Raw genomic sequence first — 25,261 nt, 5'->3', positions numbered from 1 at the left:
AATTCGAGCTTTCCCCTACGGCGGTTCTACCCTCCCACTTTGGGAAGCTACAGCGCTTCTGCACACGGGATACGCGAAGATTCAAATGTGTATCAGGATGGCAGCGCTGCCCGCCGGCTGGTTCCAGCGCGGATGTTGAGCCAGTTCGCCCCGAAGATCACGGCAGCCCCGAGGACCATCATGGCGTCCATGGGTTCGCCATAGAAGAGCGTGCCGATGACTGCCATAACGGGCAGCCTGAGAAAGTCCATCGGCATCACCACGGCGGCCGGCGCGAGGGCCAGCGCGCTCGACAGGCAGAAATGGGCCCCAAGCCCCGCCGCGCCGATCAGCGCCAGCCAGGGTACGGACCGGGCGGAGGGCAGGGCGATCTGGCCGTCGATGCCAGAGCAGACAAGACCGAACACGGCTTGCATGAGAGTGAGCCAGAACATGATGCAGGTGATCGTTTCGGTCCGTGTCAACTTGCGGGTGAAGAGGGCCGATCCAGCGAACCCGATGGCCGCGCCGGCCGCGGCAAGCATCGGCGGCGACAGGTTCCCCAGATCGGGCCGGACGACCATGATCACGCCCGAAAAGCCGATGACGGCCGCAATCGCCCGTACCCGGGTCAGGCGCTCTCCGAGGATCAGCGGCGCAAGCAGGGCAACCCAGATCGGCGAGGTGAATTCCAGCGCCATGACCTGCGCCAGCGGGATCAACGCGAGCGCGTAGAACCACAGGTTCTGTCCCGCGAAATGCGCGACATTCCGGGCGACATGCCAGCGCATGTTCCGGGTGGAGATCTGGCGCAGGGCCCCGGTGGCCCCGCCTACGATCAGGACTATGGCGAAGGACACGACCGAGCGGTACATCAGGATCTCGAACGTGTCGTGGTCCAACGAAACGGCACGCCCCCCCCACCGCCATCAGCGAGAAGCAGGTGATTGCGCCGGCCATCCAGGCGGCCGCGCGAAGCGGGTGGGGGTCTGACATTCGCAGGAGCCTTCAAGGTACGAGCCTTGCCCACGACCTGTCCTGAAACGGGCGAGGATGCAAGGGAGGGGCGTGTCGCAATGAACCGGATCGCGTTTGTGGGTGAGTGCACACGGGTTCGTGTGCGACTTAACAAACGCCGCACAACCGGTTGTAAAGTTAAGGTTTCTTGAGTGGGGGCGTCGATTGACGCGGCAGAACCGACCTGCCACTCAACTCTCTACCGCGGAAACGCCCGTGGCCCTAGAGCTCACGCAGGCCGCCTATTCCCACTCGATCGTTCCCGGCGGTTTGCTGGTAATGTCGTAGGTGACGCGGTTGATGCCCGGCACCTCGTTGATAATGCGGGTCGCAGTCTCCCCGAGAAACTCATGACTGAAGGGATAGTAATCCGCCGTCATCCCGTCGACGCTCGTCACCGCCCGGAGCGCGCAGGCGTGGTCATAGGTGCGCCCGTCGCCCATCACGCCGACGGTGCGCACAGGAAGAATGGCGACGAACGCCTGCCAAATCTCGTCGTAGAGGCCGTGCTTGCGGATCTGGTCGATGTAGACGGCGTCGGCCTCCCGCAGGATTTTCAGCTTGGCGCGTGTGATCTCACCGGGGCACCGGATCGCCAGCCCGGGGCCGGGGAAGGGGTGGCGGCCGATGAAGCTCTCCGGCAGGCCCAGTTCGCGCCCGAGGGCACGGACCTCGTCCTTGAAAAGTTCCCGCAGCGGCTCGACCAGCTTGAGCCCCATCTTCTCCGGCAGTCCGCCGACGTTGTGGTGGGACTTGATGGTGACGGAAGGGCCGCCTGAAAAACTCACCGATTCAATAACATCGGGGTACAGCGTACCCTGCGCCAGAAACGCGGCCCCCCCCACCTCGTTGGCATGTTCCTGGAACACATCGATGAAGAGCCGACCGATGGTCTTCCGCTTCACTTCCGGGTCGGAAACCCCGTCCAGCGCAGAAAGGAACCGTTCCGAATCGTCGGCCGCGATCAGCGGGATGTTGTAGTTGTCGCGGAACATGGAGACGACCTCTTCCGCCTCTCCCTTCCGCAGCAGACCGTGATCGACGAAGACGCAGGTCAGTTGGTCGCCGATGGCCTTGTGGATCAGCACCGCGGCCACCGAGGAGTCGACGCCGCCGGACAGGCCGCAGATCACTTTGGCGTCGCCCACCTGCTCACGGATCTTGGCAATCGCCTCCTCCCGGTAGGCGCCCATGGTCCAGTCGCCCTTGAAACCGGCGAGTTTCACGAAGTTCTCGTAGAGCCGTTTTCCGTTCGGCGTGTGGTGCACCTCGGGGTGGAACTGCACCGCATAGAAATGACGTGACGGATCGGCGGTGATGGCGAAGGGCGCGCCGGGCGAGGTGCCGTAAACCTCGAAGCCCGGAGCGATCTCGCTCACGTGGTCGCCGTGGGACATCCAGACCTGCTCGCGGCCCTGCTCGAACCAGCCGTCCAGCAGCGGCAGGCGGTCATCGCCGGGGGTGACGTAGGCCCGGCCGAACTCGGCCGTGGCATGTTCCCCCGCTTCGACCCGGCCGCCCAGGTCCTGCATCATCACCTGCTGGCCGTAGCAGATCCCGAGGATCGGCACGCCCATCTCGTAGACGCCCGCCGGGGGCCGCGGGCTCCCCTCGCGCATCACGGAATCGGGCCCGCCGGAGAAGATCACGGCGCGCGGCGCGAAGTCCTTCAGAAAAGCGTCGGTGACGTTCTGGTAGGGGTGGATCTCGCAATAAACGTTCAGCTCCCGCAGGCGGCGGGCGATGAGCTGCGTGACCTGGGAGCCAAAGTCGACGATCAGCAAGCGGTCATGGGTGTGACTGGTCATGCCGCCTGAGTAGGGTGCCGCGATAGCGCTGGCAAGAGGCCGCGCCGCCCGCAAACCAGGTGCAGGCGATGGGGGATGTCGGTTTCCTGCGCAAGGTGCCGTAAACCGCCCCTGCCGTCTCCGGGCAAATGGGTAAAAATTGTCGGGACAGACGGGGCCTGGGCGAGGATCGACGATGGCGGAAGACACATCACGGCGGCGTGGGGGCGGTGGCGCGGCGCGCCGGGCGCGGCGAACGGCAGTATCCTTCGACTGCGCGAAGGTTATCGACCGCCGGATCCCCGATCTGCCGGTGTTCTCCGACGATCTGCTGGAGACCATCGAGCACAATGCCGAAACGGTCCTTGAGGAGATCGGCGTTTCCTTCGTCGAAAACCCGGCGGCGCTGGAGCGGTGGAAGCAGGCCGGCGCCGACGTCTCGGGCGAGCGGGTGCGCATTCCCCGGGGTCTCGCGCGACAGCTCTGCGCCACGGCGCCGGCGCGGTTCATCCAACACGCCCGCAATCCCGAACGCTCTGTCGAGATCGGCGGGCGCAAGCTGGTGCTTGCTCCCGTCTACGGCCCCCCCTTCGTGCGCGACGCTGAACGTGGGCGGCGCTATGCAACGATGGAGGATTTCCGCACCTTCGTGAAGCTGGGCTACATGTCGAAGTGGCTGCATCATTCCGGCGGAACCGTCTGCGAGCCCACCGATTTGCCGGTCAACAAGCGCCATTTTGACATGCTGCTTGCCCACATGACGCTGTCGGACAAGCCGTTCATGGGCTCTGTCACGGAACCGTCCCGCGCCCGCGACTCAGTTGAGATGTGCGATATCCTCTTCGGTGGGCTCGCGGACCGCACCGTCCTCACCTCGCTCATCAACATCAACTCTCCGCTCACCTTCGACTCCACCATGATGGGCGCGTTGGAAACATACGCGGCGGCGAACCAGGCCTGTATCATCTCGCCGTTCATCGTCGGCGGCGCGATGGCGCCGGTGTCTGTCATGGGGACGCTCACGCAGGTGCTGGCGGAGGTGCTGGCGGGCGTCGCCTACAGCCAACTCGTCCGTGCCGGCGCGCCGGTGATTTTCGGCGCCTTCGTCGCGTCCATCGACATGAATTCCGGGGCTCCGACCTTTGGCACGCCTGAGGCGTCCCAGATCACCTATGGCGCGGGCCAGCTCGCTCGCCGGCTGGGGCTCCCCTACCGGTCCGCCGGCGCGTTCACCGGCTCCAAGCTGCCAGACGCGCAGGCGGCTTACGAATCGGCGAACTCGCTGAACGCGGGGCTGCTGTCGGGGGTCAACTTCATGCTGCACGCCTGCGGCTGGCTGGAGGGGGGGCTGGTGGCCTCCTTCGAGAAGTTCGTGATGGACGCAGACCAACTCGGGCCCTTGCACAGGTTTGCGGCAGGTGTGCCCGGCGACGAGGAAGCTCAGGCTATGGATGCGATCCGAGAGGTGGGGCCGGGTGGGCATTACCTTGGATGCGGGCATACCCAGCGGAATTTCCAGGATGCCTTCTGGCGGACGGACTTGCTGGATTACAAGCCATTCGAGACATGGGACGAAGAGGGCGGTCGGGACACGGCGACGCTGGCGTCAGCGCGGGTGGCCAAGCTGCTGTCCCAGTACGAAGCACCGCCGATTGATGCTGCCGTGGTTGAGGCGCTCGAGGCGTTCATCGCCCAGCGGAAAGAGGCGGAGGCGGACGCGTTCGTTTGACCGCGTCCGCTCCAGCCCGGCGGCAGGTGCGGCGGCCTCAGGCCGTGGTCCGCGCCCGAAGCCAGAGCTGCGCTTCCGACATCAGCGCGATCAGCAGGTCCACGTGGCGGGCGGGCGAATAGGCCATGTCGCCTGATCGGCGAGACTGTTCCAGATCGGCTTCCAGCGCCATCAGCCGCCGCAGCGCCCGCGCGCCGTCAAACTGGGTGTCGCCGTGGGTGATCCGCTTCAAATCTCGCTTGCGATTGTAGCTGGTCATCCCCAGGCGGGCAGCGCGGATCAGCAGCCGGGGTCGCCGAAGCGAAACAAGGGTTTGGGCAAAATCGGTCATGGCGAGTCTCCGTGAGTGTGCCGGGAAACTGGCACACCTCCAGCGGGCGTTGCGGACCTGCCGACTCCACCGCACGGGGCACTCAGGAATGTTTGTCAATTTTAAACAATTCTTGCCGAAGTCTTGAAATTAACCGGAGCGAAGGGATTCGCCGGTACGAGGTAAGATGCGTTTAACCATGGTTTCCGGAGACTTCAGGTGTATGACGAGTGAGGCCGATGACGATCTGGCGGGCAAGGTGCCCGGTTGGGTTCCGCAGGCCGCGATGCACTATCTCCGGCACACTGAACAAGGTGTGTCGATCCGCGAAGTCGCCCGCGCCGAAGGGTGCCATGCCTCGACCATCCTGCGCCGGATTCGGCGTTTCGAACAGCGGCGGGACGACCCGCTCGTAGACGAAGCGCTGGCCCGGCTGGGCGCGGAGCATTTCAGGACCGAACGAAGAAAGCGAACCGGACCTGAGGAGACCGCCGACATGACCGCATATTGCTCGCTGCACACGGACAAGCCCACTGCCGTTTGCGAGGAAACCACCGTCCTGCGCGAAGCGCGCCGTATCCTGCGACGGCTGTCCGAAAGCGGCGCGGTGCTCGCCGTCGCGCCGGAGATGGACAAAGCCGCGGTTCTGCGCGAGATGCCGGATGGCCGCACCACGCGGACGGCGGTGGTGGACCGGCCGGTGGCTCAGGCCTTCGCGCTGAAGGAATGGATTGCCAGCCGGTCGTCGGGCCGCGTGACGAGCTACACGATCACCGCCGCGGGGCGCGCCGCGTTGAAGCGGCTGCTGAGCGAGGAGGGCGCCGGTGCCGGTTTCGCCGAGGCGCCGATGCCTTTTGCCGATCAGCACAGGGACTGGGGCCAGAAGGTCGTGTTCGACGATGAGGGCGAGGGCGAGCCCCGCCGCCGCCGGGTGCGCTACAACATGGCTGAGAGCCCGGTCGTCCAGCTCGCCCGCCGCCGCGACAAGGACGGTACGCCCTTCCTCGACCCCGAACACGTGGCCGCCGCCGAACGCTTGCGCGAGGACTTCGAACTGGCGCAGATGGGCCCGCGCGTTGCGCAGAACTGGGAGCGTTTCCTCACCGGTGGCGCGCGCGGCGGCTTCGGCGGTGGAGACCCGGTGTCCGGCCCGGAAGGCGCGCGGGACCGCGTCGCTCGCGCGCTGCGCGAGTTGGGGCCGGGGCTGGGCGACATGGTGCTGCGCTGCTGCTGCTTTCTCGAAGGGCTTGAAGCGACCGAACGGCGTCTGGGCTGGTCCGCGCGTTCCGGCAAGATCGTGTTGCGCATCGCTTTGGCGCGCCTGGCCCGGCATTACGAGGAAACCTATGGCCCCGGACGCGGCATGATCGGCTGACGGCGGCCGGACGTCCGACCGAAGTAAGGCGCCTCCCCGGGGGCGCCTTTTTCATATCGGCGCACGTAACCTTCCCACCTTCCCGCCGCGGCCATCTGCGCCGCCGGCCGCGATTTTGCCGTTGATCCCTGGGGGCGTGTGCACCGCCGAGACGGATTCCATCCAGCTTTCCGCAAAATCGCCGTTGTTGGCGTTCCAGCCATAGCCAATGGCGCCGTCCAGCTTGAGATCGGTGATGTCTCCGCCGTACGAGCGCGCGACGTCATAGTCGTCGGACTGGTCGCCACCGCTCAACGCCTCGTACCACTAGGCGCCTCGCAGGCTCAAACCGTTCCATCCCGGGGTGTCATACCGTATCTGCTTCCTCGTGCTTCCGTTGTAGTCCTTGAAGACGTCGCCGATGGTGAAACCCGAAAGGTCGCCGTCCCGCCTGCGAAGGGAGTAACTGCCGGCAGTATCGGGCCGGTTGACGTATCCGGCAAGCGCGGTGCCGGAGAGGTCGCGCGCCGCGACGCTATCTGTCGCCATGCTGCCCTGACCCAAGAACAGTGTGCCGAAATGACCGCCCAGGCTAATCTCGGCTTTCCGGATGTCCGTCTTTTGCCAAATCCAGATCGGGTCCGACACTTGAGCGAACCCGGAGCATTGAGGGCCGCCGAGCGCTGCCTCCAGCACCATGCCGAACGTGAGGCCGCTCCCCGCGGGTTGCATGAGCGTGAGCCCGATACGGCAGTTCGAATTCCCGTTGTCGGTGAGGTTGCCGTAGGATTTCGCGTCGTCGTCGTAGCCGAGGTACATGGGGCTCACCTGGCCGTAAAACGTGACGGTCACACCGTCGGCGGGGTGAAGGCGGAGGCGGCGACGGCGGTGCAGATCGAAGGGACTGCGAGGAACGCCCTGACGAGAACGTCAGCGGGATGAGACAAGTCGGCTCTCCCTGTTCCACACCACGAAAATCAGTTGGTACCCGGGCCAGCAGACGACGGCATTCCAGGGGCTGTCAAATTTCGATCAGGTCGTAGTGCGAAATCCGTCGGAACTTGACCAGGTCAGCCTCCGAGGGATCGATGTGCGGGTTGGTATAGTCCTCTCCCACGAACGCCTTGAGCGCGTCGAGGCTGTCCCAGACCATCACCATCGAGAACTCGTTTGGATGATCGCCATGCGGCAGGCCCGGTAATAACCGCACCAGGCCCGGCGTGCTTTTCATCATCGGAATGGCCACCTCGTGGAAGAACCGCGCGAACTCGGCTTCCTTGCCCGGGTGGGTCGTCACCTGGAAAATGCGCATGATCATCGGGACCCTCCTCCCGGGCTGCGCCTCGCTGCTCTTGTCATGCCGGTTTCCGCCTTGCGGCCAGTGTAGCACAGCAGGCGCGTTTTGCGTCGCGGTAAGGGAGGACGAGATCGACTGGCCCGCCGACCGTCAGCAGACGGTCGACGGGCCGGAAGGGTCGACGGACGGTAGAGGGAGGGGACGCCCGCCGACCGGTCGGAGGGCCCGGGGGGAGGTGGGCCCTCTTTTCGTTGGGTTCAGAAGAAGCCGTTCTTGGTCGGGTTGTAGCTGACCAGCATGTTCTTGGTCTGCTGGTAATGATCGAGCATCATCTTGTGGTTCTCGCGCCCAATGCCGGACTGCTTGTAGCCGCCGAAGGCCGCGTGCGCGGGGTAGCTGTGATAGTTGTTCACCCACACGCGTCCGGCCTGGATGTGGCGGCCGAAGCGGTAGCAGGTGTTCAGATCCCGCGACCACACGCCAGCGCCGAGGCCGTACATCGTGTCGTTCGCGATGTGCAGCGCGTCCTCCTCGTCCTTGAAGGTGGTCACCGACACCACCGGGCCGAAGATTTCCTCCTGGAAGACCCGCATCTTGTTGTGGCCCTTCAGGATCGTCGGCTGGATGTAATAGCCGCTCTCCAGTTCGCCGCCCAGCTTCGCGGCGTCCCCGCCGGTCAGCACCTCGGCGCCTTCCTCGCGGCCGATCTTCAGGTAGGAGAGGATCTTTTCCTGCTGCTCCTGGCTCGCCTGTGCGCCGACCATCGTGTCCATCCTGCGCGGATCGCCCTGAACGATCGCCTGCACGCGGGCGACGGCCCGCTCGATAAAGGCGTCGTAGATATCCTCCTGGACCAGCGCGCGGCTCGGGCAGGTACAGACCTCGCCCTGGTTGAACGCGAACATGACGAAGCCTTCGATGGCCTTGTCGAGATAGGCGTCATCCTCGCGCATGACATCCGAGAAGAAGATGTTGGGAGACTTGCCGCCCAGTTCCAGCGTCACCGGGATCAGGTTCTCGGTGGCGTACTGCATGATCATGCGGCCGGTCTGGGTGGATCCGGTGAAGGCGATCTTGGCGATGCGGGTGCTTCTTGCCAACGGCGCACCGACCTCGGCGCCGTACCCGTTGACGATGTTCATCACGCCGGGGGGCAGCAGGTCCGCGACCATCTCTGCCAGAACCATGATGGCGGCCGGGGTCTGCTCGGCGGGTTTGAGAACGACGCAGTTGCCTGCGGCCAGCGCCGGGGCCAGCTTCCAGGCGGCCATCAGCACGGAGAAGTTCCAGGGGATGATCTGGCCCACGACGCCCAGGGGTTCGTGGTAGTGATAGGCCACGGTATCGGCGTCGATCTCCGACATCGTGCCTTCCTGTCCGCGCAGCACGCCCGCGAAGTATCGGAAGTGGTCGATGGAGAGGGGAATGTCGGCCCCGGTGGTCTCGCGGATGGGCTTGCCGTTGTCCCAGGTCTCGGCGGCGGCGAGAAGGTCGAGGTTCTGCTCCATCCGGTCGGCGATCTTGAGCAGGATGTTGGAGCGTTCCGCCGGCGAGGTGCGGCCCCAGGCGTCCTTCGCTGCGTGGGCGGCGTCGAGCGCGGACTCCACATCCTCGGCGTTGGAGCGGGCGACTTCGCAGACCACCTGGCCGGTGATCGGCGTCACGTTGTCGAAGTAGCGGCCGGATTTCGGCGGCACGAACTGTCCACCGATGAAGTTGTCGTAACGGTCTTTGAAGGGCGACGTGTGGCCTGTTGCGGCCGGTTGCGTCATCTCGTTCATTTGGTGTCCTCCCAGACGGACCGGGTCATGGCCCGGAATGGGAGGAGACTAGGAGGAGGTACTGGCCCTGTGACCCCCGGCGCATACGTCGGGAGCGGCCATGTGTCTCAACCCTGAGACAGGTCGTCGCCGGTTTCGCCCGACTCGGCGCCGGAGTCCAGCAATCCGAGCCGTTTCATCCGCCGATAAAGCGTCGCCCGGCCGATTCCGAGTGCGCGGGCCGCCTGGCTGACGTTCCCGCCGGCACGGGCGAGGGCGCGTTTCACCGCCGCCCGCTCCGCCCGTTCGAAGCCGCTCGGACCATCGCCGGACTCCAGCAGATCGCGCGCCGGTCGTGCCTTCACGAGCGGGCCGTTGCCCAGATCGAACCGCCGCCGCGCCTCGCGGGTCGCGCCAACGACGATATCGTCGCCATCCACCGCGAGCAGCGCCGCGGCATCCGCATCGCCACTTTCCACCACAACGATGCGGCTCTCGGGGAAACTCGCGCGGAAGTGCTCGGCCTCGATCTGCCGGACGGTCTGGGCCACCGTCGCGGCGATCAGTTTGTTGATCGCCTCGGTCTGATCGGCCCGTGCGGAGGAGACGTCGAGCGCCGCGAGCAACTGCCCGTCCGCGCCATAGATCGGCGCGTCGATGCAGCTCATGGCGATATTGCGGGGATGGAAATGCTCGTCCCGGTGGACGATCAGACGCCGCCCTTCGGCAAGGCAGGTGCCGATGCCGTTGGTGCCTTCGCGGGCCTCGCTCCAGTCCGCGCCTTCCCACAGGCCCCAGGTCTCGAAGATCGCGGCGTCCCCCTCGGAGTATCGCTGTTCGAGGATGACGCCTTCGGCATCGGTCAGCACCACGCCGCAGCCGTTCATGCCCAGCAGCGAATAAAGCCTGTCGAGCTGTGGTGCCGCGATCCGCAGAAACGGCTCCAGGGCCTCCTTGCGCAACTTGAGCTGCGTGTCGCCCAGGCGGTGGCGGTAGTGATCCTGTGTCGGGTCGAGCCCGTGCTTGACCATCGAACGGCGCCAAGATGCGGCCAGACGCGAGCGCGCCGCGGCCGTCCCGGACTGTGCCACCTCGACCACGCGGTCCGCGTGATGGTTCCTGGATTCCATAGGGCGTCCTCCCAGCGGCGAATATTGGACAGGATCAGTCGAAAGCCAAAGATATTTTGCAAGATCGTGTCGCACGATTTCGTGGGGCGCCTTATTTCAGGCGGTTCCCTCGCGCCGCAAGCCGGCTTTGCGCTCCGAAAAGGGCAATTGGTTTCGGGGCCTGCACCATATATGAGGGAGAGAACTCGTGAGGTGTGACATGCGCGACCTGAAGATCCCCGACCAACGCCACCCGGAAAAGGCGCACCGCCCGGACAACGCCCAGCCGAAGAAGCCGGACTGGATTCGCGTGAGGGCGCCCGGCGGGCAGGGGTTCAACGACACGCACAAGCTGATGCGCGACCTGGGGCTCTCCACCGTCTGCGAGGAGGCCGGCTGCCCGAACGTGGGCGAGTGCTGGACCCAAGGCCACGCCACCATGATGATCATGGGCGAGATCTGCACCCGTGGCTGCACCTTCTGCAACGTGGCCACCGGCAAGCCGTCGGATCTCGACGTGTTCGAGCCGGGCCGCGTGGCGCACGCGGTGGAGAAGCTTGGCCTGCGCCACGTGGTCATCACCTCCGTCGACCGTGACGATCTGGAGGACGGCGGGGCGGAGCATTTCGCGCAGACCATCCGCGCCATCCGTCACCGAGCGCCGGATTCCACAATCGAGATCCTCACGCCGGACTTCCTGAAATGCGCGCCTTCGGTTCTGGAAACCGTGGTCGAGGCGAAACCCGACGTATTCAACCACAACCTTGAGACGGTCCCTGGCCTCTATCCCTCGGTCCGGCCCGGTGCGCGCTATTTCCACTCCCTCCGCCTGCTTCAGCGGGTGAAGGAGCTGGACCCCACGATGTTCACGAAGTCGGGCATCATGGTCGGACTGGGTGAGGACCGGCAAGGTGTGCTGCAGGTGATGGACGACATGCGATCGGCGGACGTCGATTTCCTGACCATTGGCCAATACCTGCAACCGACGCCCAAGCACCACGCCGTGGAGCGGTTCGTGACGCCGGACGAATTCAAGTCCTACGAAAAGGCGGCATACGGCAAGGGCTTCCTGATGGTCTCGGCAACGCCGCTCACGCGCTCCTCCTACCACGCGGGCGACGATTTCGACCGTTTGCGGGCGGCGCGGCTGGCGAAGCTCGGGCGGGCCTGACAGACCGGCGCTGCCGGCCACTCTTTGATTTACGTTGCGGAACCGACTACGCTCCTCCGATCCGCTTGGAGGGGCTGTCATGAGACTTGCCGTGGTGCAGTATCCGCCGGTCTACCTGGACAAGGAACGTTCGCTGGAACGCGCGGTGGACCTTGTTGCGGAGGCCGGAGCGGAAGGCTGCGAGATGATCGTGTTCCCCGAGGCGTGGCTACCCGGCTACCCGACGTTCGTCTGGCGTCTGGCCCCCGGCGCAGGGATGGGCAAAACGGATGAGTTGTTCGCCCGCGCCCAGGCCAATTCCATCGATCTGAGCCGGGACGATCTCGCCCCGGTAAAGGCGGCCGCGAAGGAGCATTCCATGGTCGTCGTCATGGGCCACCAGGAACTCGACGGCGCGGTGAGCGGCAGCACGCTCTATAACAGCGTGGCGATCATCGACGCGGACGGGCGGCTGCTGAACAATCACCGCAAGCTGATGCCTACGAACCCCGAGCGCATGATCTGGGGCTTCGGTGACGGCTCGACGCTGAACGTGGTCGACACAGCCGTGGGCCGGGTGGGCGCGCTGCTGTGCTGGGAAAACTACATGCCGCTCGCGCGGTTCGCTCTCTACGCGCAGAGCATAGATATCTACGCCGCTCCGACCTGGGACAGCGGCGCGACCTGGCTCGCCACCATGCAGCACATCGCGCGCGAGGGCGGTTGCTGGGTGGTGGGTTGCGCGACGGCGCTGAAGGCGTCGGACGTGCCGGCGTTGGTGCCCTATCGGGAGGAGCTTTTCCCCGATCCGGAAGAATGGGTGAATCCCGGCGATGCAGTCGTCTTTCGCCCCTTCGGCGGGCGGGAGGCGGGGCCCATGTCGCGCGAACAGGGGCTTCTGTTTGCAGAGATCGACGTTGACGCGGCGCGCGCCTCCCGGCGCAAGTTCGACGTGAGCGGCCACTACGCACGGCCGGATGTGTTCACGCTAAGGGTGAACCGTGCGCGGCAGACCCCCATCGCGTTCGACGAAGGCGATTGATCCGGCGCCGTCCGTGTGTCAATGCGTTCAGGACATCACGCCATTTCCATCCGCGCGGCCTTCACGTTCCGAGCGATCTCCTCCAGGTGCACCTCGCAGGTGCCGCAGCATCCGCCCCAGATGTCGATCTGGGGCTGCCGGCGCGCCAGATCGCCCATCAATTGGCCTAGTTCCACCGGGTTGCCTTCCTCGAGGTGACCGAGTTGGCACAAAGCGATCTTCTCCATCTTGGACGCGTTTGGCCGCAGCGCCCGGATCCGGCGCTCCCAATCGCCGCCATCCAGCGCGGGTTCGAATTCCACCGGGTGCGAACAGTTCAGCAGGTAGAACTCCGGGCCGCCACCGGCCTCCGCGTCGATCCTTTCGATAGCCTCTCCAAGGCTCGGCCCCGACTTGAGGCGCGCGTTGCTGTCGAGCGTCAGGCCCATCACGATCGGCAACCCGATGGCACGGGCCGCACGAATCGCGCCCACGGCCTCGGGGATGTTGTTGAACGTCATCGTCCATGCCATCTCGGCGCCGGCCTCGCGCAGGGTGGTAAGCTGAACGGCGTGATACTCCTCCGCCGAGTCCGCCGTTATGTCCCGGTTCAACCCGTAGGCGTCGCCGCGCGGACCGACGGTGCCGCAGACAACCATGTCCGGGATCTGGCCCGTGTACTCGTCCCGCAGTTCGCGCAGGAAGTCGATGGAGCGGTGCTGCATCTCGGCCAGCCCTTCCAGCGAATACCCCAGCAGCGCAGCCCAATCCGGGCTGGCGCGATAATCCAGCCCGTTCATAACCATGGAGAAGCCGTGCTGCGCCGCGACATCCAGCGACCGCCGCCACATGTCCTGCATCGCCTGCAGCGCCGCGGGATTGTCGAGTAGCGGGAACATGGCGAACTGCGGCAGCTCGTGTCCCCACTTGTACATGATCTCGGTTTCGATCCCGCCTTCGGTCAGCCAGAGCTTTCCTGGCTGCTGCGGGGGCATTCCATCGGGATGCGGCATGGCTCGGTCCTGTGGTTGCGCGGGCGCATCATAGCACGTGCGTCACCGCCGACCAAAATAGCCATGCCCGTCATTCCACCGGTGCGAGCCCAGCGAGATAGACAGCAATCGCCTCCCGGTCCTCTTCGGGCAATTGGCCGAGCCCCGCGATGATAGGCTCCATCTCCCCGGCGACCTCTTCGTGGCTGGGGGTGAAGCCGCTCTGCAGGTACCAGACCATCTCGCTCCGCGACCAGTCGATGGCGGCGGGCGTGATGTTCGGCACCTCCCCGGTGCCGACAGGGTTGGGCGCACCGGCCATCCATCGGCTGCGATCCAGTCCGCCGAAACGGTCGCGCGGCGTGTGGCATTCGGCGCAATGCCCGAGCGCCTCCACCAGGTAGCGTCCGCGTTCCATCTGCGGGCTCGGCGCTGCGCCGACGAAAGCGGTGTCCAGATAGCGCCACTTCCAGAAGCCGACCAGGCTGCGGAGCGAGTATGGGAAGGCAACTTCGCTCGCCGCCGCCGGCGTCTCAACGGCGGGCAGCGTGTCGAGATAGGCCTTCAGATCGGCGATGTCCTGCACACGCATGCGCGCATAAGTTGCGTAGGGCATGACCGGGTAAAGGTGTTTGCCTTCCGGTGTGACCCCTCGTTTGAGAACGCTGGCGAGCCCCGCGAGCGTGTAGGCGCCGATACCGGCCTCCGCGTCGGGCGAAATGTTGGGGGCGACAAAGGTACCGTACGCGGTCGCCAGCCGTCGGCCGCCGCTCATTTCCGGCGCCTCCTGTCCTTCCGCGCCCGCCTTGGCATGGCAGGCGGCGCAACCGGCGGCGAGGAATACCTGCCGCCCGGCCGCGGGGTCGCCCTCCAGCCCCGCGACCGCCGACTCCGGCAATGGCTTCGGACGCGTCAGCCACAGGCCGCCGGCGCCGAGCAGGACGGCCACGATGACGAGAATGGTGAGAAAACGGCCCATGGACTGCCTTTCCGGTGGTGGCTCGGCGGAACCAGGCGCCGGCCTCGTGCGCCACACTAGGTAAGACTGCGTATCTCCGCAAAGGGATGGCGCGCGGTTTTCGGCAAGTTTCCGCGAGGGTATCCGTCCGAAATCGGCTTGCCGACCGCCGCGGAGGCGGGGGAGAGCGCGGGGCGAAATCCCGCGCGGCGCGCTCGGGCGCGCCCGGCCCTCAGGCGATCATGGACCACGCGATTCCGGCCAGCACCGCGCCGAACGTCGCGAAGCCGATGTAGCCGGCAAAGACACGCGGTTTGACCAGTGCCCAGACCGCGACCGCTGCCGGAATGCAACTCACCCCGCCAGCAATGGCGAAGGACATCGCTGCGCCGTTGGACATCCCCTGCTGCAGCAGCGCGTCGATCAGCGGCACGGCCGCGTAGCCGTTCAGATAGGCGGGCGCCCCCACGACCGCGCCGAGCAGAATGGGCATCAGTCCGGTGCCGCCGAGCACGCCCGCGACCGCTTCCGGCGGAATGTAGGTCAGCATCAGGGCTTCAATCATGTAGGCCAGAAGCAGCCACTTGAGCAGGAAAAGAGCGTTGTCCCGTGCCGTCGCCCCGAACTCCCGGCGGCGCTCCGGTTCGCTCCAAAACCGCCAGACCGGTTTGCCGGACAGCGGGTCGGGGGTGCACGACCCGCAGCCGCACCTGCTCTTGCCGCGGGCGACAGGCGATGCGCGCAGGGGGTCGGCAAAAACCGGGGAGTCAGCGAAAACCTTCACCCCGAAGCCGCCGAACAGGCCGATAGCCACCGCCGCGACCATCTTGGCGGTCGCGAATTGCCACCCGAGCGTGCCGGAAGTGATGAGGAACATCGCCGGGTCCATCAGCGGCGAGGCGAGCCAGAAGGCCATGACCGCCGACAGCGGCGCGCCGATGGCGAGCATGGCGGCGATGAAGGGGATGACTTCGCAGGAGCAGAAGGGCGACAGCCCCCCGGCGAGCGCGGCCAACAGGATCATGCGGACCTCGCGCCCCTCGAAGGCGCGCGCCAGCAACGTCTCCGCGCCGGTCGCTTTCAGCCAGGCCACCGCGAGCACCGCAAAGACGATGAAAGGTGCGGTATGGGCCAGCGGGCCGAGCGCGAAGGTGACTGTGGGGACTGCCTTCGGCGGATCGATCACGCCCACGGCAAACGGCAGAAACGCGATCAGCAGCCAGACCTTGTCGGCCTTGCGCCAGAGAGCGGGGCGGGTGGGGGAGCTATGCGTCGTGTCAGTCATCGGAACCCGGCAGGATCGAGGGGGCGCAGTCGGCACAGCACTCCGACAGCAGGATGTCGGTGAGCGCGCGGATCTCGTCGAATGCGACGGCGGCGCAGATGATGCTCCGGCCCTTGCGGGTCTGCCGAACGAGGCCCACTTGCGCGAGTGTCTTGACATGGTGGGTGAGCGTGGAGCCACTGACGCCCGAACGGGTGCCAAGTTCGCCGATACTTAGTCCCTCTTCACCCGCCCGCACCAATGTTCGCAGCACCATGAGGCGTTGTTCAGAGCCGAGCGCGGCAAAGGTCGCGGCGGCGGCTTCAAGCGGAACCGGGGGAGGCAGCGGAGCCATCATGGCGCGACATTTTCACATTTCTAGAAATATGGCAATGATTGAGTCGCGGTGGAATCGGAATAGCTTTCGTTCGGCCGTGCGCCGGTGGAAAATGGCGGAATTGGGTATTTGGTCCAACAAGACGCAGGGGCGAGGCGCGCCTGCCGGACGGTGTGACAGTACGGCGGGCGGAAACGTCTGCTTTGCGCGCCGATTGAAAGGGTTTAGAACGTCGCGTCCATGATCAGTCTTCCCGACCGCATTTCCGCCTGCCGTCTCTGCGCCGACCGTTTCGCCGCGACTGATACCGCCCATGAGCCCCGGCCTGTGGTCTGGTTCGGCTCCGGCGCTCGGATTTTGATTGCCAGCCAGGCTCCCGGGGCACGGGCGCATGCCGCGGGAGTTCCCTTTCATGACGCATCGGGCACGCGGCTCCGGGAGTGGCTCGGAATGGACGGCGCGACCTTTTACGACCGGGGCCGGGTGGCGATCATTCCCATGGCGTTTTGTTTTCCGGGCTATCGAAAGGGCTCCGATCTGCCGCCTCCGCCGGAATGCGCGCGCGCCTGGCGGGCGGAGGCGCTCTCCTATGCTGGCCGGTTCGACCTGACGGTCCTGATCGGGGGGCATGCGCAGAAGTACCACCTTGGGAAGGCCGCGGCCGGGGGAGTGACCCGCACCGTCGCTGCCTGGCGCGACCATGCGCCCGCCGTCTTTCCCTTGCCCCACCCGTCCTGGCGCAATACGGCGTGGCTGAAGCGAAACCCGTGGTTTGAGGCCGAGTTGCTGCCGGTGCTACGAAAGCGTGTTCAGGAGGCCCTGAAATGAGCGATGAGACGACGGCGCTGGACCTGGCGCAACAGGCGGTGGCCGAGGCGCCGGAGGATGTCACCGCGCAGATGCGCTTCTACGAGCGGCTGGCGGATTCGGAGCTGTTCCTGCTGCTGGAGCGGGAGGCGGAGGGCGACAGTATCGAGCCGCGGATCTTTCCGCTGGGCGACGGGCCGGTGGTTCTGGTGTTTGACCGCGAGGTGCGGCTGGCCGATTTCGTAGGTGAGGCGGCGTATTATGCCGGCCTCTCCGGGCGGCAGGTGGTGAAGCTGCTGGCCGGGAAGGGGATGGGCCTGGGGGTCAACCTCGGGGTGCCGCACTCCGAAACGGTTCTGCCCGCGGAGGCGGTGGACTGGCTTGCGGCCACGCTGGAGCACCGGCCGGAGCAGGCGGAGGAGCGCCCGCGGGAGGTGTCGGCGCCCGGCGCCGTGCCCGAGCAGGTCTTGCGCGGGCTCGACGTGAAGCTTGCCACCGCCGGGGGCCTGGCGCAGATCGCTTTCCTTGCCACCGTCGTCTACGAGAGCGGGCGCAGCGGGCATTTGCTGGCCTTCGTGGATGCGGTGCCGGGGGCGGAGGGCGCGCTGGCCACGGCGGCTGGAGAGGCGCTGACCTTTTCCGGGCTGGAGGCGGGCGAGATGGACGTGGCGTTCCTCGCTGCCAGCGATCCCATGTCGGCGCGGCTGGCGAAGGTCGGGCTGCGCTTTGACCTGCCGGAGCCGGAGGCGGTCGAGGTGACAGAGATCGATCCGCCCGGCATGGACCCGGACGCTCCGCCGATCCTGCGCTGAACTTGTGCTCCGCCGTGGGGCGGAGCGGCCGGCCGCTCGGCGCGTCCTCTCACTCCTCCGTCATGTCGGAGACGATCAGCAGCACCTGATCGAAATCCTTGCTGTCTCCGTTGGGCTTGGGCGACGACCGGAAGATCCGCTGTTCGACTCGATAGAGGTCGTATCCCGCCAGGGTGCCGCCGTTCTTGATGAGATCTCCGGGGCAGGGGATGTGATCGGTTTCCCTCTCCAGGATGATGTGCCTGCCGGGGTTTCTGAAGTCGAACGTTTCCTGGTGCACGACGGTCAAGATCATGACGGGTCCTCCTGTTCGCTGTGCCGCCACCCTAGCACAGGTTCAGCGGGAAGGGGGCTCCCGCCCGTCTTCGGCGCCTGTCGGCGCCTCATCCCGTTGGGCCGGGCGCGCCTTCGGCGCGTCGGCGGGGATCTTGGATGGCTCCTTGAACTATGAAGCAGGGCGACCCTCGCGGCCGTTCCCCCGCTCTCCGGCTCCGGCTCGACTGCCCGCCGAAGGCGGGCTTGGCCCAACTGCCGACGAGGTGCGCGGCACGCGCACGCCGGCGGTGGGCGGGAGACCTCGGCTGGGCGGTGTCCGACGGTGGGACAGTGCGTGGTTCTATAGATTTCAAGGGCTTGCGGGTACGTATTCACGAAGCATTAAGGAATTGGGCCGCGTCGACGGGTGGGGCGCTGCTTCGTTCCGGTGGCAAGCCGGGGTGGCTCGGTGCGACGACGGCGGGGAGGGGGCGTCTTCGTTCATTTTCCGCTCTCAGGCGGGGCCGGAGGCGTTGGGAATTCCGGTCTTGCCGGTCGCGCAGCGTTCGACGGGGATGGGCGCGCATTTTGGGAGCCCCCGCGGTCGGCCGGTTTGGGCGGACCTTCACCCTTCGAGCGACTACGAAGGATTTGCCGACGCGGCAAGGCGCGGGTCGGAGAGGGTTCGGTTGGCCGCTGTGGGTCGGGCAGTTTTCCCGGTCTTGCTTGGGAATGGGCGGCCAATCTGGCTTGGAATTCGACGCCGCATTTTCTGGAAAACACTCGACAGCGACGGGCGCGCCTGTCCGGCTCACGGGTGGAGTGCACTAGGTCATTCTCCGACCGGACGGCCGCGGGCGGGCTGCCGGCACGGGGCGGCGCAGGGCGAAGGGCTTGCGGTCGGCCTCCGTGTTTTCGACGTCGGTACGGGCCTGCGCGCAGGCAGGCAATTTGGCTGTGAAAAGGATACGACTGTGGCGTGCCATGCCAGTTCGGGGGACCGAGGCGCGTGCGCGGATTGTCTGCGTCCCGGCCTTTTCCCGTCTCCCGCCGGACGCGCCGGAGGCCCGGCGGGCGCGGGCCGCTTGACATCTCCCGTGCCAAGGGGTGTATCGGCGCGGACCAAGACAGACCGCCGAAAGGGCCCCGATATGCACGCCTACCGCAGCATGACCTGCGCCGACCTGACCCGCGCCAACGTGGGCGATACCGTCCGTCTTTCCGGATGGGTGCACCGGGTGCGCGATCACGGCGGCATCCTGTTCATCGACCTGCGCGACCATTACGGCGTGACGCAGGTGCTGGCCGACCCGGACAGCCCGGTCTTTTCCGAGGTCGAGAAGGTGCGCTCCGAATGGTGCATCCGCATCGACGGCGAGGTAAAGGCGCGCGACGAAAGCCTGATCAACCCCAAGATTCCGACCGGGGAGGTTGAGGTCTTTATCCGTGACATGGAGGTCCTGGGCGCCGCGGAGGAACTGCCGCTGATCGTTTTCGGCGATCAGGAGTATCCGGAGGAGACGCGTCTGCGCTACCGCTTCCTCGACCTGCGCCGCGAGGCGATGCAGGAGAACATGAAGCTGCGCTCCGATGTCGTGGCGTCCATGCGCCGCCGCATGTGGGATCAGGGCTTCCGCGAGTACCAGACACCGATCATCACCGCCTCAAGCCCCGAAGGCGCGCGCGACTTCCTCGTGCCGTCGCGCCTGCACCCGGGCAAGTTCTATGCGCTGCCGCAGGCGCCGCAGCAGTTCAAGCAGCTCATGATGGTGGCGGGCTTCGACAAGTATTTCCAGATCGCGCCGTGTTTCCGCGATGAGGACCCGCGGGCGGACCGCTCGCCGACGGACTTCTACCAGCTCGATATGGAGATGAGCTTCGTCGAGCAGCAGGACATCTTCGACACCATCCAGCCGGTGCTGGAGGGCGTGTTCGAGGAATTCGGCGACGGCGCCAAGGTCGACAAGCACTGGCCGCAGATCTCCTATCGCGATGCGGCGCTCTGGTACGGGACGGACAAGCCGGACCTGCGCAACCCGATCAAGATGCAGGACGTCTCCGAGCATTTCCGTGGCTCGGGTTTTGCCATCTTCGCCAAGCTGTTGGAGCAGGACGGCACGCAGATCCGCGCCATTCCGGCGCCCACGGGCGGCTCGCGCAAGTTCTGCGACCGGATGAACAAGTTCGCGCAGGAGCAGGGGCTGCCGGGGATGGGGTATATCTTCTGGCGTGACGGCGAGAGCGGAATGGAAGCCGCAGGCCCGCTCGCCAAGAACATCGGCCCGGAGCGGACGGAAGCGATCCGTCTGCAACTGGGGCTCGGCAAGGGCGACGCGGCGTTCTTCCTCGGCGGCAAGCCGTCGGTCTTCGAGGCGGTCGCCGGGCGCGCCCGCACCGTGATCGGCGATGAGCTGGGTCTGACGGAAAAGGACCGCTTCGCCTTCTGCTGGGTCGTGGATTTCCCGATCTACGAGAAGGACGAGGAGACCGGCGCGATCGACTTCGAGCACAACCCGTTCTCGATGCCGCAAGGCGGGCTGGAGGCGCTGGAGGGCGACCCGCTGGACGTGCTCGGCTACCAGTACGACTGTTCTTGCAACGGCTACGAGATTCTGTCGGGGGCGATCCGGAACCACAAGCCGGAGATCATGTTCAAGGCTTTCGAGATCGCGGGTTACCCGAAGGAAGAGGTGATCAAGCGCTTCGGCGGCATGGTCAACGCCTTCAAGTACGGCGCGCCCCCCCACGGCGGTTGCGCGGCGGGGATCGACCGGATCGTGATGCTGCTGGCGGACGAGGCCAACATCCGCGAGGTGATCCTGTTCCCGATGAACCAGCGGGCCGAAGACCTGATGATGGGCGCACCGTCGGAGCCGACCAACGAGCAGCTTCGGGAGCTGTCGCTGCGGGTGATCCCGCAGGAGTAAGCCCGCCATGCGGGTCAGTGCAGCAGGCGCTCGGGGAGACTCCCTCGGGCGCCTTTTTTGTGCGGACTGCGCGGGAATGTGGCAGCGATGCCTGGGCGGCTCTTCCTACGTGGGGATGCCCTGTGGAGCCTGCGGCGCGCGGTGCTATGGTTCGCCCGCGAGCAGGTGCGGAGACTTCGTTGACGTTCGACCCTATGACAGGTGCGGTTCGGTTCGGGACCGGGCGGTCCCCGGTGATTGCCGACCCCGCCGGGCCGTCGGCGATGCTCGACGCGCTGGCGGGGGAGGACCGGATGGCGGTGCGGCATCCGATGCCGGGGGCGGAGACGCTGTTCCGGGCCGCTTGGGAAATCGCTGACATTGAGGCGGTGCACCGGGACGGCGCGGCGACCCCGGCGGCGCTGGAGCGGAAGGAGACCCTGCTGGAGGATCTCAGCGCGCTCGAGGCGCGCCAGATGGCCCGGACGCTCGCGCGCGGTCTGGACTGCGAGGATGGGCTGCGGGAGCGGCTGGTGTGGTTCTGGGCGGATCATTTTACGGTAGAGAGCACGCGACCGGACACGCTTGGCGGGGTGTCGCTGTTCGTGGAGGAGGCGATCCGCCCGCATGTGGCGGGCCGGTTTGCGGACATGCTGAAGGCGGCGGTTCTGCATCCGATGATGCAGCTCTACCTCGACCAGGCGGGAAGCCTTGCCGACTACGCGCCGGGCGCCGCGGGGGCGTCGGCGCCAGCGATGAACGAGAACCTCGCGCGGGAGGTGCTGGAGCTGCACACGCTGGGTGTGGGGGGCGCCTACGGGCAGTCGGATGTGCGGCGGCTGGCAGAGATGTTCTCCGGGCTGCCGCGCGTGGCGCGGGGCGGATCGGCGGTCACGGCCCCGGTGCGCCGGGATGCGCCCGGCCGGGCGGAGGTGATGGCCGCCTTGGACGACCTGGCGGCGCACCCCGACACGGCCCGGCACATAGCGGGCAAACTGGCCGTGCACTTCGTGTCCGAGGCGCCCGACGCGGGCCTGGTGGAGGCGCTGGCGCAGAGGTTCCGGGACAGCGGCGGCGATCTGCTGGCGATGACGGAGGTGCTTCTGACCCATCCCGCCGCGCAGAGCGGGACGCCGGGGAAGGTCAAGCCGCCGTTCGATTTCGTCGTCTCCTGCCTGCGGGCGCTGGGGACGCCGGGCGCGGATGTGGTGGCGCTCGAACCCGCCGACGTGCGGGCCAGATTCCTCGGGCCCCTGGCGCAGATGGGCCAGCCGTGGCAGGCGCCCGGCGGGCCAGACGGCTGGCCGGAGGCTGGGGGCGCGTGGATCACCCCGCAGGGGTTGGCGGCCCGCGTTGCCTGGACGGTGCGCCTGCCGGAGATTGTCGGTGCGGAACTGCCCGATCCGCGGCGCCTGGTGCGGACGGCGTTGGGGCGGCGGGCATCCGAGCGGCTGATGTTCGCCGCCCGCGCGGCGGAGACGCGCAGCGACGGGGTGGCGGTCGTTCTCGCCTCGCCGGACTTTCAACGCAGATAGGAGCGCGACATGGCACGCACTGCCCCGATCGACCGCCGCCGATTCCTGCGCACCAGTGCGGTGCTTGGCTGTTCGGCGGCTGCGAGTCCGCTGCTGACGCCGGTCTCGTTCGCCGCCGCGCCGTGGGACGCGCGCCTCGTCGTCATTATCCTGCGCGGGGGCATGGATGGATTGGACGTGGTGCAGCCGTATGGCGACCGGGAGTTCGCGAGCCTGCGCGGTGGGACGGTTGGGATTGGTGAGGCCAGCGGAGACGCGCAGGATCTCGACGGCTTCTTCGCGCTCCATCCGGCGCTCCTGCCGCTGCTGCCGCTCTGGACGGCGGGGGACCTTGCCGTTGCCCATGCCGTCTCGACGCCCTACCGCGACAAGCGGAGCCATTTCGACGGGCAGGACCTGCTGGAGGCGGGCGCGGGGTTCGGGCCGGGAGAGCGCCCGGCGCGCGACGGCTGGTTAAACCGGATGTTGCAGGGCATTCCCGGCCTGGAGGCGGAGACGGCCTTCGCCATCGGACAGGAGGACCCGCTGCTGCTGCGGGGGGATGCGCCGGTGGCGAACTGGGCGCCGGGGGCGAGCCTCGCGCTGACGCCGCAGGCGGAGCTATTGCTGGAAATCGTGTGCCAGGACGACGTGCTCTTTCGGGACGCTATCGAGGAGGCGCTTCAGGTGAGCGGCGAGATTGCCGATGGCGGCGCCGTGAAGGGCGCGCCGCACCTGCAGGTGGCGGAGTTCGCGGCAGAGCGGCTGCGCGCGGAGACGCGAATCGCCGCCTTTTCGATCAACGGGTGGGACACGCACCGCGACCAGGGGCATGGGCTTTCGCGGGCGCTGGGGCGGCTGTCTGACACGATCCTCGCCTTGCAGGATGGCCTCGGGCCGGTTTGGGGGCAGACGGCTGTTCTGGCGATGACCGAATTCGGCCGGACAGTGCGGCCGAACGGGACCGGGGGAACGGACCACGGCACCGGCGGCGCCATGCTGATGGCGGGGGGCGCGGTGCGCGGCGGGGTCGTACACGGTCGCTGGCCGGGGCTGGGAGAGGCGGACCTCTACCAGCGGCGGGACCTGCTGCCGACCGCGGACGTGCGAGGCTACGCCGCGGCCGTCATGCGGGAGCTGCTTGGGATCGACCGGACCCTACTGGAGACCACGATCTTTCCGGGGCTGAGAATGGAGGGAACCGGAGGGGTGATCCTTTAATAGGACGGTCTTCGCATGGCGACTCCTGTGGCTATTTGGGTATTTGCGCCAACAAGAAGCCGAGGGTTGATCTTCTTGTTGGTAAAAATACCCAAATCGCACCGGTGCCATTTTGCCTAAAAGGCTGCGCTTGCAGCCCTGCGGGTATCCACGAGCGAGGAGACCGCGTGGAGGGCGTCCGCCGGGTCCTTTCCGCGGCGGCCGGCTGCGTGGAGGCGGCTGGCGGCCTCGGCCAGCGCGGGGTCGGAAGCGCTGCGGGCGACGGAGGTGAGGAACTGCGCGAGGTAGTCCAGCGTCGGCTCGTCCACCCGGCTGGCCAGAATGTCGGCCGCGTGATTGAGGTCGTCGCGCAGGGCGATCGGGTCCGGTGCGATCTGGTCGCCGGAGATGAGCCGCATCCCGCGCGGATGCCGCCTGAGCGGCAGTCGGGACAGGATCGCTTGCTGGAAGAGGGCGAGGCTGGTGATGGGCTTTGCCAGGAAGCCATGCGCGCCGGCGGACAGGGCCACGCTCTCCGCGTCGGGATCGCCGCTGGTGCCGAGGATGATGGAGGCAGGTTGATCGGACGACGCCAGTTCGCGGATCAGCGTGTCGCCGGAGCCGTCCGGCAGGCCGAGGTCGACCACGACGGCTGTGGGGCGGTAGGTCGCCAGGTGGCGGCGGGCGGAGGCCAGGCAATCGGCGCGCCGGATGCGGGCGCCGCTGCGCAGGCAGAGCAGGCGCATCGCCTCGCTCGCGAAGCGGCTGTCCTCGACCACCAGCACCGTCACGCCCAAAAGCGGCCGGTCCGGCGTTGGTTTGCGGGCAAAGGCCTCCGTGCAGAGGTCGTCCATCGTCCTTCCTTTCATGCTTTGCGCAGAGTTAAGGACGATTCTCCCTAATGGATGGTAAATGGACGTCGCGCCGCAGGCGGCGGGGTTGCGAAACCCGGGGCAGCGGAGCGATAAGGCGCGCGAAGCCATCAGAAGGAAGTTCATCATGATCGGTCGTCTCAACCACGTTGCCATTGCCGTGCCCGACCTCGAGGCCGCCTCTGCGAAGTACCGCGACACCCTCGGCGCAAAGGTGGGTGCGCCGCAGGACGAGCCCGATCACGGCGTGACGGTGGTGTTCATCGAGCTGCCCAACACCAAGGTCGAGCTGCTCTACCCGCTGGGCGAGAACTCCCCCATCGCCGGTTTCCTTGAGAAAAACCCGTCGGGCGGCATTCACCACATGTGCTTCGAGGTCGACGACATCATCGCCGCCCGCGACAAGCTGAAGGCCGAAGGCGCCCGCGTGCTCGGCAACGGCGAGCCCAAGATCGGCGCCCACAAGAAGCCCGTGCTGTTCCTGCATCCGAAGGACTTCAACGGCTGCCTCGTCGAGCTCGAGCAGGTCTGAGCCATGGCGATCACCTCCGCGTTCGTCCTGTTGTCGGTGATCTGGTTCATGGTGTTCTTCATCGTGCTGCCGATCCGGCTGACGACGCAGGACGACGCGGGGGACGTGGTTCACGGCACCCCGCGCTCGGCGCCGACGGACCCGATGCTCAAGCGCAGGGCGCTGATCGTCACGGCCATTGCCCTGCCGCTCTGGGCCGTCGTCTGTGCGATCATCGTGACGGAGACGATCACGGTCGACGATTTCGACCTTTTCAAGCGCTTCGGTCCGGAGAGTGGTGCGGCTCAGACGGACTGACC

25 protein-coding genes are annotated in these 25,261 nt (G+C 66.7%); 11 read left to right on the top strand and 14 right to left on the bottom strand.

The features are described 5' to 3' along the window. Positions 1 to 92: 92 nt before the first annotated feature. Positions 93 to 881 carry a DMT family transporter gene (locus BM075_RS03695; protein WP_342741230.1) on the bottom strand — a complete coding sequence of 263 codons (789 nt, stop codon included), beginning with the start codon at positions 879 to 881 and terminating at the stop codon, positions 93 to 95. A gap of 357 nt (positions 882 to 1,238) precedes the next feature. Then, positions 1,239 to 2,804 carry a glutamine-hydrolyzing GMP synthase gene (gene guaA, locus BM075_RS03690; protein WP_093359290.1) on the bottom strand — a complete coding sequence of 522 codons (1,566 nt, stop codon included), beginning with the start codon at positions 2,802 to 2,804 and terminating at the stop codon, positions 1,239 to 1,241. Positions 2,805 to 2,979: 175 nt separating this feature from the next. On the opposite strand from guaA, the gene BM075_RS03685 reads away from it, so the two are divergent. Continuing rightward, positions 2,980 to 4,512, top strand: a complete 1,533-nt coding sequence (locus tag BM075_RS03685; RefSeq protein WP_093359289.1) for a trimethylamine methyltransferase family protein — start codon at positions 2,980 to 2,982, stop codon at positions 4,510 to 4,512. 37 nt (positions 4,513 to 4,549) lie between these two features. Here BM075_RS03685 and BM075_RS03680 read toward each other — a convergent pair whose 3' ends face one another. Next, positions 4,550 to 4,843 (bottom strand): DUF6477 family protein, encoded by a 294-nt coding sequence (locus BM075_RS03680; RefSeq protein WP_093359288.1) that lies wholly within the window; start codon positions 4,841 to 4,843, stop codon positions 4,550 to 4,552. 202 nt (positions 4,844 to 5,045) lie between these two features. On the opposite strand from BM075_RS03680, the gene BM075_RS03675 reads away from it, so the two are divergent. Further along, a complete protein-coding gene (locus BM075_RS03675) occupies positions 5,046 to 6,197 on the top strand; it encodes a DUF6456 domain-containing protein (RefSeq protein ID WP_093359287.1) in 1,152 nt (383 codons plus the stop codon). Between the two features lie 51 nt (positions 6,198 to 6,248). Here the strand turns inward: BM075_RS03675 and BM075_RS03670 are convergent, their stop codons facing one another. The 5 genes from BM075_RS03670 to BM075_RS03650 all read right to left on the bottom strand — a co-directional run bounded on the left by BM075_RS03670 (position 6,249) and on the right by BM075_RS03650 (position 10,363). Then, the gene (locus tag BM075_RS03670; protein ID WP_093359286.1) at positions 6,249 to 6,491 is read right to left on the bottom strand and encodes a hypothetical protein; all 243 of its coding nucleotides are present in this window, start codon (positions 6,489 to 6,491) and stop codon (positions 6,249 to 6,251) included. A gap of 12 nt (positions 6,492 to 6,503) precedes the next feature. Next, complete coding sequence (locus tag BM075_RS03665) at positions 6,504 to 6,995, bottom strand: porin (protein ID WP_093359285.1); 492 nt, start codon at positions 6,993 to 6,995, stop codon at positions 6,504 to 6,506. Positions 6,996 to 7,197: 202 nt separating this feature from the next. Continuing rightward, a complete protein-coding gene (locus BM075_RS03660; protein WP_093359284.1) occupies positions 7,198 to 7,494 on the bottom strand; it encodes an antibiotic biosynthesis monooxygenase family protein in 297 nt (98 codons plus the stop codon). Positions 7,495 to 7,730: 236 nt separating this feature from the next. Continuing rightward, on the bottom strand, positions 7,731 to 9,254 hold the full coding sequence (gene adh, locus BM075_RS03655; protein WP_093359283.1) for an aldehyde dehydrogenase: 1,524 nt from the start codon (positions 9,252 to 9,254) through the stop codon (positions 7,731 to 7,733). A gap of 107 nt (positions 9,255 to 9,361) precedes the next feature. After that, the gene (locus BM075_RS03650) at positions 9,362 to 10,363 is read right to left on the bottom strand and encodes a GAF domain-containing protein (protein ID WP_177208232.1); all 1,002 of its coding nucleotides are present in this window, start codon (positions 10,361 to 10,363) and stop codon (positions 9,362 to 9,364) included. Between the two features lie 199 nt (positions 10,364 to 10,562). Here BM075_RS03650 and lipA point away from each other — a divergent pair, with 199 nt between their 5' ends. Together lipA and BM075_RS03640 are read left to right on the top strand one after the other, a co-directional pair. Continuing rightward, positions 10,563 to 11,513, top strand: a complete 951-nt coding sequence (gene lipA, locus BM075_RS03645; RefSeq protein ID WP_093359282.1) for a lipoyl synthase — start codon at positions 10,563 to 10,565, stop codon at positions 11,511 to 11,513. 79 nt (positions 11,514 to 11,592) lie between these two features. Beyond that, on the top strand, positions 11,593 to 12,534 hold the full coding sequence (locus tag BM075_RS03640) for a carbon-nitrogen hydrolase family protein (protein ID WP_093359281.1): 942 nt from the start codon (positions 11,593 to 11,595) through the stop codon (positions 12,532 to 12,534). Between the two features lie 35 nt (positions 12,535 to 12,569). On the opposite strand, the gene BM075_RS03635 is transcribed toward BM075_RS03640, so the two are convergent. From BM075_RS03635 to BM075_RS03620, 4 genes are all read right to left on the bottom strand, one after another. After that, positions 12,570 to 13,526 (bottom strand): homocysteine S-methyltransferase family protein, encoded by a 957-nt coding sequence (locus BM075_RS03635; protein WP_093359280.1) that lies wholly within the window; start codon positions 13,524 to 13,526, stop codon positions 12,570 to 12,572. Positions 13,527 to 13,596: 70 nt separating this feature from the next. After that, positions 13,597 to 14,484 (bottom strand): c-type cytochrome, encoded by an 888-nt coding sequence (locus BM075_RS03630; protein WP_093359279.1) that lies wholly within the window; start codon positions 14,482 to 14,484, stop codon positions 13,597 to 13,599. Positions 14,485 to 14,695: 211 nt separating this feature from the next. Beyond that, on the bottom strand, positions 14,696 to 15,748 hold the full coding sequence (locus tag BM075_RS03625) for a permease (RefSeq protein ID WP_093359278.1): 1,053 nt from the start codon (positions 15,746 to 15,748) through the stop codon (positions 14,696 to 14,698). Continuing rightward, positions 15,741 to 16,085 carry an ArsR/SmtB family transcription factor gene (locus BM075_RS03620; protein ID WP_093359277.1) on the bottom strand — a complete coding sequence of 115 codons (345 nt, stop codon included), beginning with the start codon at positions 16,083 to 16,085 and terminating at the stop codon, positions 15,741 to 15,743. The genes BM075_RS03625 and BM075_RS03620 overlap by 8 nt, the downstream gene beginning before the upstream one ends. A gap of 219 nt (positions 16,086 to 16,304) precedes the next feature. On the opposite strand from BM075_RS03620, the gene BM075_RS03615 reads away from it, so the two are divergent. After that, positions 16,305 to 16,892: a uracil-DNA glycosylase family protein gene (locus BM075_RS03615; protein WP_093359276.1), complete on the top strand. Its 588-nt coding sequence runs from the start codon at positions 16,305 to 16,307 to the stop codon at positions 16,890 to 16,892. Continuing rightward, a complete protein-coding gene (locus BM075_RS03610; RefSeq protein WP_093359275.1) occupies positions 16,889 to 17,683 on the top strand; it encodes an SseB family protein in 795 nt (264 codons plus the stop codon). Before BM075_RS03615 ends, BM075_RS03610 begins: the two co-directional genes overlap by 4 nt. A 49-nt stretch (positions 17,684 to 17,732) precedes the next feature. Here the strand turns inward: BM075_RS03610 and BM075_RS03605 are convergent, their stop codons facing one another. Then, complete coding sequence (locus BM075_RS03605; RefSeq protein ID WP_093359274.1) at positions 17,733 to 17,978, bottom strand: hypothetical protein; 246 nt, start codon at positions 17,976 to 17,978, stop codon at positions 17,733 to 17,735. 1,111 nt (positions 17,979 to 19,089) lie between these two features. On the opposite strand from BM075_RS03605, the gene aspS reads away from it, so the two are divergent. The 3 genes from aspS (at position 19,090) to BM075_RS03590 (ending at position 23,579) form a co-directional block, all read left to right on the top strand. Further along, entirely contained in the window at positions 19,090 to 20,865 is a 1,776-nt protein-coding gene (gene aspS, locus BM075_RS03600; RefSeq protein ID WP_093359273.1) for an aspartate--tRNA ligase, read from the top strand. Between the two features lie 179 nt (positions 20,866 to 21,044). Further along, positions 21,045 to 22,379: a DUF1800 domain-containing protein gene (locus BM075_RS03595; protein WP_245758728.1), complete on the top strand. Its 1,335-nt coding sequence runs from the start codon at positions 21,045 to 21,047 to the stop codon at positions 22,377 to 22,379. A 9-nt stretch (positions 22,380 to 22,388) separates the two neighbouring features. Further along, positions 22,389 to 23,579, top strand: coding sequence for a DUF1501 domain-containing protein (locus tag BM075_RS03590; RefSeq protein ID WP_093359271.1), 1,191 nt, complete (start codon positions 22,389 to 22,391; stop codon positions 23,577 to 23,579). A gap of 116 nt (positions 23,580 to 23,695) precedes the next feature. Here the strand turns inward: BM075_RS03590 and BM075_RS03585 are convergent, their stop codons facing one another. After that, complete coding sequence (locus BM075_RS03585; protein ID WP_093359270.1) at positions 23,696 to 24,412, bottom strand: response regulator; 717 nt, start codon at positions 24,410 to 24,412, stop codon at positions 23,696 to 23,698. Between the two features lie 145 nt (positions 24,413 to 24,557). Here BM075_RS03585 and mce point away from each other — a divergent pair, with 145 nt between their 5' ends. Further along, the gene (gene mce / locus BM075_RS03580) at positions 24,558 to 24,962 is read left to right on the top strand and encodes a methylmalonyl-CoA epimerase (protein ID WP_093359414.1); all 405 of its coding nucleotides are present in this window, start codon (positions 24,558 to 24,560) and stop codon (positions 24,960 to 24,962) included. Between the two features lie 3 nt (positions 24,963 to 24,965). Further along, positions 24,966 to 25,259 (top strand): DUF1467 family protein, encoded by a 294-nt coding sequence (locus BM075_RS03575; protein ID WP_093359269.1) that lies wholly within the window; start codon positions 24,966 to 24,968, stop codon positions 25,257 to 25,259. Positions 25,260 to 25,261: the final 2 nt, after the last annotated feature.

The organism is Tropicimonas isoalkanivorans (assembly GCF_900112335.1).
GTDB lineage: Bacteria > Pseudomonadota > Alphaproteobacteria > Rhodobacterales > Rhodobacteraceae > Tropicimonas > Tropicimonas isoalkanivorans.
This window is presented reverse-complemented; position numbering and strand designations above follow the sequence as displayed.